The 8,354-nt window shown below is 65.3% G+C and carries 3 protein-coding genes; 2 read left to right on the top strand and 1 reads right to left on the bottom strand.

Annotated elements, in window-relative coordinates:
* Nucleotides 1–51: 51 nt before the first annotated feature.
* Nucleotides 52–5,979, bottom strand: coding sequence for a hypothetical protein (locus GY937_27085; GenBank protein MCP5060379.1), 5,928 nt, complete (start codon nt 5,977–5,979; stop codon nt 52–54).
* Nucleotides 5,980–6,173: 194 nt separating this feature from the next.
* On the opposite strand from GY937_27085, the gene GY937_27080 reads away from it, so the two are divergent.
* Together GY937_27080 and GY937_27075 are read left to right on the top strand one after the other, a co-directional pair.
* A complete protein-coding gene (locus tag GY937_27080) occupies nt 6,174–7,034 on the top strand; it encodes a hypothetical protein (GenBank protein MCP5060378.1) in 861 nt (286 codons plus the stop codon).
* 148 nt (nt 7,035–7,182) lie between these two features.
* Nucleotides 7,183–8,220 carry an HDOD domain-containing protein gene (locus GY937_27075; protein MCP5060377.1) on the top strand — a complete coding sequence of 346 codons (1,038 nt, stop codon included), beginning with the start codon at nt 7,183–7,185 and terminating at the stop codon, nt 8,218–8,220.
* Nucleotides 8,221–8,354 lie beyond the last annotated feature (134 nt).

The raw sequence follows: 8,354 nt of genomic DNA, 5'->3' as shown, positions 1-8,354 counted from the left end.
TCGCAGGGCCATTTCAATGTCCGGCCTTCACCTCAATACGACGGATTGGAGCTAGAGGTCCTCCGGCAACGTGACGAACAGGGGCCCCGCGGTCGGCAGCGCAGCCTTGTAGGAGAAGGGATGACCGTCCGAGGCCGTCACCGTCAACTCGATCGACCCCGAGTTCCTCTCGTCATCGATCGGCTCGATGTAGTGCATGGTCGGGCAGATGCCGTTCGGATCGGTGGCGCGGATCGCTTCTCTCGTCACGCCGAGAGCGCTCGCCGAGATCCGGACTCCGGCGCCACTCTGGATCACGACCGGCAGATTGAAGGCTCGGCGCAGCCCGTACGAATCGGACGTCGACAAGAACGTGCCGGAGTGATCGATCTCGATGTCTTCGGCCAGGGCGAGCGAGGTGTATTCGAGCGGCAGCTTGCGGCGACACACCTGGGCACCCGATTCGAGAATCGAGATGTCTCCCGGTGTATAAGCGACGACGTCCCCGCTGATGAAGTCCGCCATCCAGAGGTTGCCGGTCGGATCCAGTGCGAGACCGGACCAGCGGCGACCCGGCTCGTTCACGAGCTCCGTCAAGGTCGCGCCGCCACCCGAAATGACGTTCTCCTGGATGAGCCAGAGGTGCGACTCGTCGGTCAGGTAGATCCGCTGATTTCCGGCCGCGTCGGGAGGGAGGGCCAGCATGTCGCTGGGGCCCGTGAGCTGCAGCCGGGAGTCCACCAGGTAGGACTCGCCGACGATCCCACCGCTGTCGGGAACATCGAGCTTCCAGACCGCCATCCGGACGATCTCGCGTCGATTGTTGTCTTCATCGACGTGGGCGATGAACAGAGCCGTCCGATTGGGTCCGTCGTCGTGCGTCTTGCCTGCCGCCATCGCGACGGGACCCGCAGGCTGGCCGTATCCGAGCGTCGCGTTGTAGTACTTGATCGAGCCCGCGAAGACCCGCTCCATGGCTCCGGGGGCGTTGTAGCGGAAGATGCGACCACCGAAGCGGTCCGTGCTTCGGCCGTTGACCGTGTAGATGCGTCCCAGATCGTCCGAGGTGATCAAGAAGGGCGGGAACCCCGCGCTGTCGAGATCTGCGACGTAGTCTTCGGTCGGGTAGAGGCTCCGGAACTGGCCCGCCTTCTTCTCCAATGGGGGTCCGGTCGGATTTCGCGGATCGGGCAATCCGCATTCCGCCGGTAGCACAGCCGTGCAGACAGGTTCATAGGTGACGATCCCGCCAAAGCGCTCGATGTTGGGGTCGCGAAGAATCTGCGGCCGGAACGTCCGCGGCTGGCGCTGATCCCGAATGACGATCACGTCCGAGAAATTGCTCTCGAGCTTCCGGACCTCGGAGACGATCCCGATGAACGTATCGGCAGCCGTCATCGATCCGCCGAAGATCCCCAGCGACTGGGACACGATCCTCCCGACGTCGAAGAACTCGAATGGACTGCCGCGCTCACCGGCCTCGAGTCGAGTCCGGGGGGACGACGCCCCAGCGGCATCCGCGGCTCGATCTAGGTTCCGTCCACTGACGAGCCTCTCGAACCGCTCGACCACGGCCTTCTGCAAGTCCTTCGCAGCAGCCAGGTCTCTTCGAATCACTTCGCGTTCGTCGTAGACGTCGCGAAGCTGATTGAAGTTCGGAGTGTTCGTTTCGAAGCCGAGAAGCTTCGCCTCTTCGATCGCGCCGCGGGACTGCCCGATCTTGACGGTCGCCGCCTCGGCCTTCGCACCCTGCTCCACCGCGATCGGAGTGATCGACCTGGCCTGCGCGTTGGGAACGGCGACGTCGACCTCGCTGACCGCTCCGGTGACCGGGTCGACCAGATTGAACTTCGTCGTCGCGATTGCGTTCGGATTCTGCGCCGCATTCTCGAGTGCCTTCTTGACGAAGGCATCGAGATGGTCCTGCGCATCCTGCGCGATCGTCGCGATGTCGGCTTCCCTTGCGATTGTCTGGATTTCGGTGGTCAGGTCATCGAGAACCTGCCGGAACTCGAGACTCGGAATCTCGCCGGCGAACAGATCGCGGATTTGCTCTGAGGCTCGGCTCCCGAGTCGGGAGAAGTCCCCGCCGAGATGCTCACCACTCTCGGCAACCTGCAGCGCCTTGGTCGTGGGCCCATAGAGCGACAGCTGGTCGCCGAGGATCTGCGTCTGGCGATTCGCAAGCGTTTCGAGTTCGACGATCTCCTGCTTGACCAGCTGATTGGTCACCGACAGTCCGTTGATTCGTCCGCTCACATCACCGAGTTCGAGCACCGGCTGTTGACTGAGCAGAGCGTCCAGGTCCTGGTTGAGCCGCCCCTTGATCGCGTCGACCTGGTCGGGCTGGAAGGAGAACGGGATTTTCGTGACGAAGTCGAGGACCTGTCGCGGAAGAGGCGTCTGGCCGTCAGCGGTCACTGCGAACGAAGACTTGAACGTCTCGAGCGGCTTGTCCTTGCCCCGAATCGTCTGCACGGTCGCGATTCGGAAGAACCCGACGCCGTTCTGCAAATGGTCCGGAGAGATCACGAACTTGCGGCGGGTGTCGTCGACCACCACGACGCGGTACCGGTCGAGGGCGGTGCCTTTCTCATCGCGATTGGTATCGGGATCCGGGAACTGCCAGAGCACGTAGTTGAAGTGGAGGATGTCCGGGCGGAGAGCGAAGTTGGTGTGCGGTTCCCCATCGGCGAGCCGCTGACGGTCCACGCGATTGCGCCGTTCGGAGTCGCTGATCTCGAATGGAATCACCAGGAAGCCATCGTCGTCGATGCTCGTGTCCCCGGGTTCGGGTGCCGTCGGACTCATGTCCTGCTCGAGCTTCGCCGCGAGTGCGGCGACGAGCAGCTTCGTCACCAAAATCGCCAATGCGCCGTCGATGAGCGCAAGCGTCGTCCCGAACGCCACCGTGGCGCCGGCGATGCCACCCGCCACACCACCGACAACCGTGGCTCCGAACTGAATCAGGGCGCCAAGGCCGATCAGCGAGCCCACGAGCTTCGCCTCGATCTTGCCGAGCTTGATGGACTGGCGCATGACCTTCGTGAAGGTCCGGCCGAAGGGGGCTCGGGCGCGGAATTTGTTCTGCTCGATGAGAGTGGGATCTCCGGCCTGGGCGTGTGCTGCCCGGCCGAACACCGTCTCGAGCGCGAAGACCGCGAGCGACGACGCGTACTTCAGAGCTTCGCTCGAGTCTCCTGAACCGGGCGCAGCCGAGGCCGTGTCGCCGAAGCTCCCGTCTTCGAGAGTCGACGGATCGATTCCCAGCTGGATCAGCGCCAGATCGAGATCGGATTCGATGAATCGGAGTGTCGCACCCGCGTAGCTCATGGTGAGCAGGTAGACCTGGAAGCGATTGAGCGGAGTCGCGGCGGTGAGCACGGGCGGGTTCGGTGCCAGGCTGGTGCGGTCCCCGTTGAACAGCGTGACCGCCATCGCGTTCTCGGGATTCGCCGGATCCGACCAGGCTTCGTCGACCTCGGCCTGGAGCAGCACGATGAACTCATCCACCACCGGCGCGCTCGGCGACCATTCGTAGAGATCGATGAGCGACTGAAGGACCTCACCCAGGGGCGTCATGTCCCCATCGACGAGCACTCTGGCCTGTCTCCGGCATCCCTCCGACGTCAGGTTGAACAGCCCCGGACCCTCGAGCTTCGGGTTCAGCTGATTCCCGTTTTCGTCGAGAACGCCGACCTCGTTGCCGCCGACGACGAGCAGCGTGTCCTGGATGAGGGCCTCGGCCTGCTCCTGGGTGAGATCGCTTCCGTCTCCACCGACGTTGCGATCCAGGAGACTCGCGAGCTTCGCGGCGCGCGGGAGCGACCCACCGGGGTTGAAGGGCCGCGCCAACGCCCGCACACCGATGGGATCCGGGACGTCGATCTGCTGATTCGCCGAGACCGAGAGCTCGAGAACCTGGATCTCGTAGTTCGCACGGGAGATGGTGATCCGCGCACTTCCCGCCGGGATGCCGTCGAGCGTGAAGCTTCCGTCCGGCCCGGTGACGGTGGAGATGTTGGTTCCGAGGACGGTGATCGTGGCACCGACGAGAGGCTGATCGTCGAAGTCGTCCCGCAGAACCCCCGAGAAGGCAGCCGCGCCCTCCGAGACCAGGAACGCGACCACCGAGGGCACCGCGTTTCCGTCCTGCGTCGCCACGATCTGGCGGAGCCCGAGCGTGGCGTCGACGGCCGCGCTGACGCGTACACGCAGCGACGTCTCCGATTGCACCTCGAGCTCGAGCACCTCGATGCCGTCGCCGAAGTAGACCGTGGTCGTGCCCTCCGCGAAGGCCGTGTTCAGGCCGGTGAGGATCACCTCCAGCTCGCGACCCTGGCGCACCGAAGTCGGTGCAACGCCGGTCAGGAGCAGCAACGGCTCCGGCGTCGGAGGCGGACCGATCTCGCCCACGACGGAGCCCGCGATCGGCGCGCGCGTCGCGAACGTGGGGCTGATCGGCGGGTCGACAACGAGCTCGAGGTTCGTCGGAGGCGGCGGCACTTCGACGACGTCGACCGCGAACGAGGTCTGCACCACCTCCTGGCCGTCGGTCGCCTCGACCGTCACGTTGTAGCTGCCCGCCTGCTCGAACGAGGGCGAGAAGCTGAAGGTCGAGTTCAGCTGGTCGAAGAAGGCGTTTTCGATCGCGAGCCCGGGTGCCGTCACGAGGACGGTGTCCCCATCCGGGTCCGAAGAGGTCACGGGGACGCGAATCGACTCGCCCTCGTTCAGCAGCTGGTCCGCGACCGGGCCGAGCTCGGGCGGAGCGTTCTCGGTGATCACCTCGATCGTGACGAATGTCGCAGCGCGCATCCCCGCGAAGCGGGCGAGGAACTGGAGATCGTGCCGGCCCTCCTGCTCGAGCGTGGGCGTGAAGCGGAACTCATCGGGTGACAGCGTCGCGTTGTCCGGAAGCGGCTCGGCGCTGATGCGCGCGTCGTCGTAGTTTGCGACGACGGGCAGCACGATCTCGGTGCCGACCGGGATCTGGAACGTCCCCGTCGGTTGCGTGAGCTGCAGCGGATCGATCCAGACCTCGAGCTGGTAGGTCTGCTCGTCCTGATTTCCGTTGGGATCGGCGGCAGCCACCTTGACGGCCTGAGGACCGAGATCACCGATGCCGGGCGTCCAGCTGATGACGCCGCTCGACGCACCGATCGACATCCCGCTCGGCGCGGGAGCGACCAGCGACCAGGCGACGACCTCGCCGTCGGGCTCGTACGCCTCCGCGGGATACTGGTAGAGCGCGTTCGCCTCGGCGGTGCGCACGGGGTTCGAAGTGATGACGGGCGGGAGGTTCTCCTGCGTCACGTCGACCACGAACTCTTGCGTATCCGTGAGGCCCGGCGGATCCGAGGCGACAACCCGCACCGTCGGATCCCGCTCGACGTGGACCGGATCCGGGGTCCAGGTGAGGAGCCCGCCCGCCGAGAGCTGCATGCCGCCGGGAGCGTCGTCGAGCACGAGGCTCACCGGGTCGCCGTCCGGATCGGTCGTCTCGAGCTGGTAGTGCCAGAGCGCGCCTTCGAAGGCCTCGAGGAGCGGCGTCGAAGTGATTGACGGCGGCTGGTTCGGCGGGGGGACGCCGCGATCATTCGGCGTCGCGCTACAGGTAGGCGAAGGGGCCGCGGATCCCAGGCTGTTCCGTGCAACGACTGTGTAGGTGTAGGTGACGCCATCGGTCAGGCCGAAATCCGCGTAGACCGGATTTTGGACCGTGGAGACGATGGAAGGTGCGGCACCGCCCTGGGCGCGCATGACGTCGTAGTTCGTCGCGTTGGCGGCAGCCGTCCAGAGCAGGTCGACCTTGCCCGGCTTGGCGCGACAGGTGAGCGGACCCACGGCCGGCGGGGGGGCACTGGGCGGGCAGCCCAGAACGAAGGTGACGACGAGCAGCAGCCAACCGATGGCCCACTTCTGAGGGGGGGGACATGCAGAAACGCCGCCCGCGCCTACGGCGGGGGCTTGCGGCCTCGCAGCCTCGATGGCTCGCACGTAGATCGTGCCTCCAAAAAACCGAACTCAACCCAACGATGTGCTTTTACCTCATTGAGAGGACCCACGACCTTCGCAAAATGGCGAATCTCAGAGGTCAGACCCTTGTGGTAGGGTGAATTCCCCTTAGCTTGCCTATGTGCTGCGCCCCCCGGGGTGCGGGCACATCACCATGGATCCAAGGAGCGAACGGCATGACTCGCGGACTGATGTGGCCTCGAAGGGCGCGCGTCCTCCTCCAGGCTTCGCTCTTCGCCCTGATTCCGCTGGCCCTGGCCGCCGATTCGGCCACGGCGATCAGCATGACGGCGTTCGGCCCGGGAGGGGCCGGCGGAACCCAGAACGGGCAGACGCTGGATGTCGGTCCTGGCGGCTCGATCTTCGAGGCCGACGCCTTCCTGCATGTGGGCGGAACCCATACCCAGCTCTCCCAGGCGGGCGGCACGGTCTCAGGGCTCGACTTCGCGTTCGGCTCGAGCCTCTCGGCGGACACGACGGATCTCACCATCACGTTCACCTTCACGAACAACACCGCCGCGTCGATCGGCAACGTCTCATTCTCGTCCTTCCTGGACGCGGAGATCGACGAGCCGACGAATACCTTCTTCAATGAGTACGCCACGACGCGAGGCACACTGGCTGCCGGCCAGACCTTCGAGGTGGATGAGCCGGGCTTCGCGTTCGGAGACCTCTTCGCCAACGCCCAGGCGGGCACCCTCGACGGAACCAACACCCTTCCGATCGGTACACCGGACGATGTTGCGATGGGTCTCCAGTTTGCGGTTGGCAGCCTGGCGGCGGGCCAGAGCGCCACGATCTCTTTGATGATCTCCGAGGACGGGAGTTCGCTGGGAACCTTCGCAATCGACCAGGGCGATACCGGCGCCTCGTCGAACACCGTCGTCACCTACTCGGGGAATCTCCAGAAGAGTGCGATTCCGCCGCCGGGTCCTGCCATCCCGGAGCCGACCTCCGCACTCGTATTCGCCCTTGGTGCCTGGCTCGTCCGAGAAGCCTTGCGCGAGCACAATCGCCATCGCCCCCCCAGCATGTAGTTAGGCGGCAGCAATCCCCGGAGCCGGGGATTGCAACCGGGCCACGGCCTGTATTTCACCGAGGCCCGCCGATCCTTTGCCCGAGGAAGCGGCCCTTTGCCTGGCTGATCTCTCAAGTGAGGCCCGGGCCGGGTCGACATCGCATCTCGTGGGACTCCTATCACGCATCCTCCGCAAGCCGGAGCCGGAAAGCCTCTCCCGGCCGCCGCGTCGCTCGCAAGAGGACATGAGCCAACCGCGACACCCGACACCGACCCCGGTCAAACGCGAGGTACGGACGGGCATCTACCACCCGATGCCACCGGCGGCGGACGAACCGATCGCCGAATTCGCGACCCAGCGACTGGCGGCATTGCGCGAGCACGCCGTCAACCCGACCGATCGTCGCTGCCTCGATGGAATGGGGGATTGCATCGCCTCCGGCCATCTCGATATCCCGGTCCTGCCCGAGGTAGCCGGCATGCTGCTTTCCCTCGACGGGTCGAGTGAACTCGACAACGACGAGGTTGCCGACTTGATCCAGCGCGATCAGGCACTCTCCGCCCAGATCCTGCGCCATGCCAACGCACCCACCCTCGGTGCAGGTCGTATCCAGAGCCTCGACCAGAGCGTGTCGATGCTCGGTTTCGAGATGGTCCGCTCCCTGGCCGTCGCAGCAGCCGTTGGCGAAGACGTCTTTCGGGTGCCGGGATACGACGTCGAGACGCGAGCCCTACAGGATCATTCTTCCGAGGTCGCGGAAACGGCCGCGTCCCTGGCCCGAGGCACGGGCGTTGCGAGTCCGGGCGATGCCTACATGGCCGGCCTCTTCCACGACGTGGGCAAGGTCGTCGCCTATCGGAACCTGAGCGCTCTGCGAACCAAGACCCGAGGCGGCCGGCCTAGCGAACTGTTGGCCCGGAAGATGATCGATGAACTCCATCCGCTCCTCGGCCTGTGCTTTGCGGAAGCCCGCGAACTGCCGGAGCTGTTGCGCTGGAGCGTCGGACACCATCACGTTCCGGGCCGTGTTCCCGAACACCACCGCATGATCGTCGGGCTCGTCGGCTTTGCGGAACTGGTCACTGAGGAGCCGGAACGCATCGAGGCCTTCGAGGACGACAGCGACCCGGCGCTCGCCGACCCGGAACTCTGGCCGGCCGGCATGCCGGACATCGCAACGCTCCTCGGCGCACTCCCGGGCTAGTCCCTTGTATCGACCAAAGGCGGAAGTGTTGTCATGCTAAGCACTGCGTCCCCCGCAGCCAATCGGTTCTCGCCGTGTCGCGGGCCGATTCATGGGGCCCGTATGTCGAAGAAGCGGTATCGGATTGACTTGAC

Source organism: bacterium, assembly GCA_024228115.1.
GTDB lineage: Bacteria > Myxococcota_A > UBA9160 > UBA9160 > UBA6930.
The sequence above is the reverse complement of the archived record's forward strand: the minus strand, read 5'-3'. Positions and strand labels throughout refer to the sequence as shown.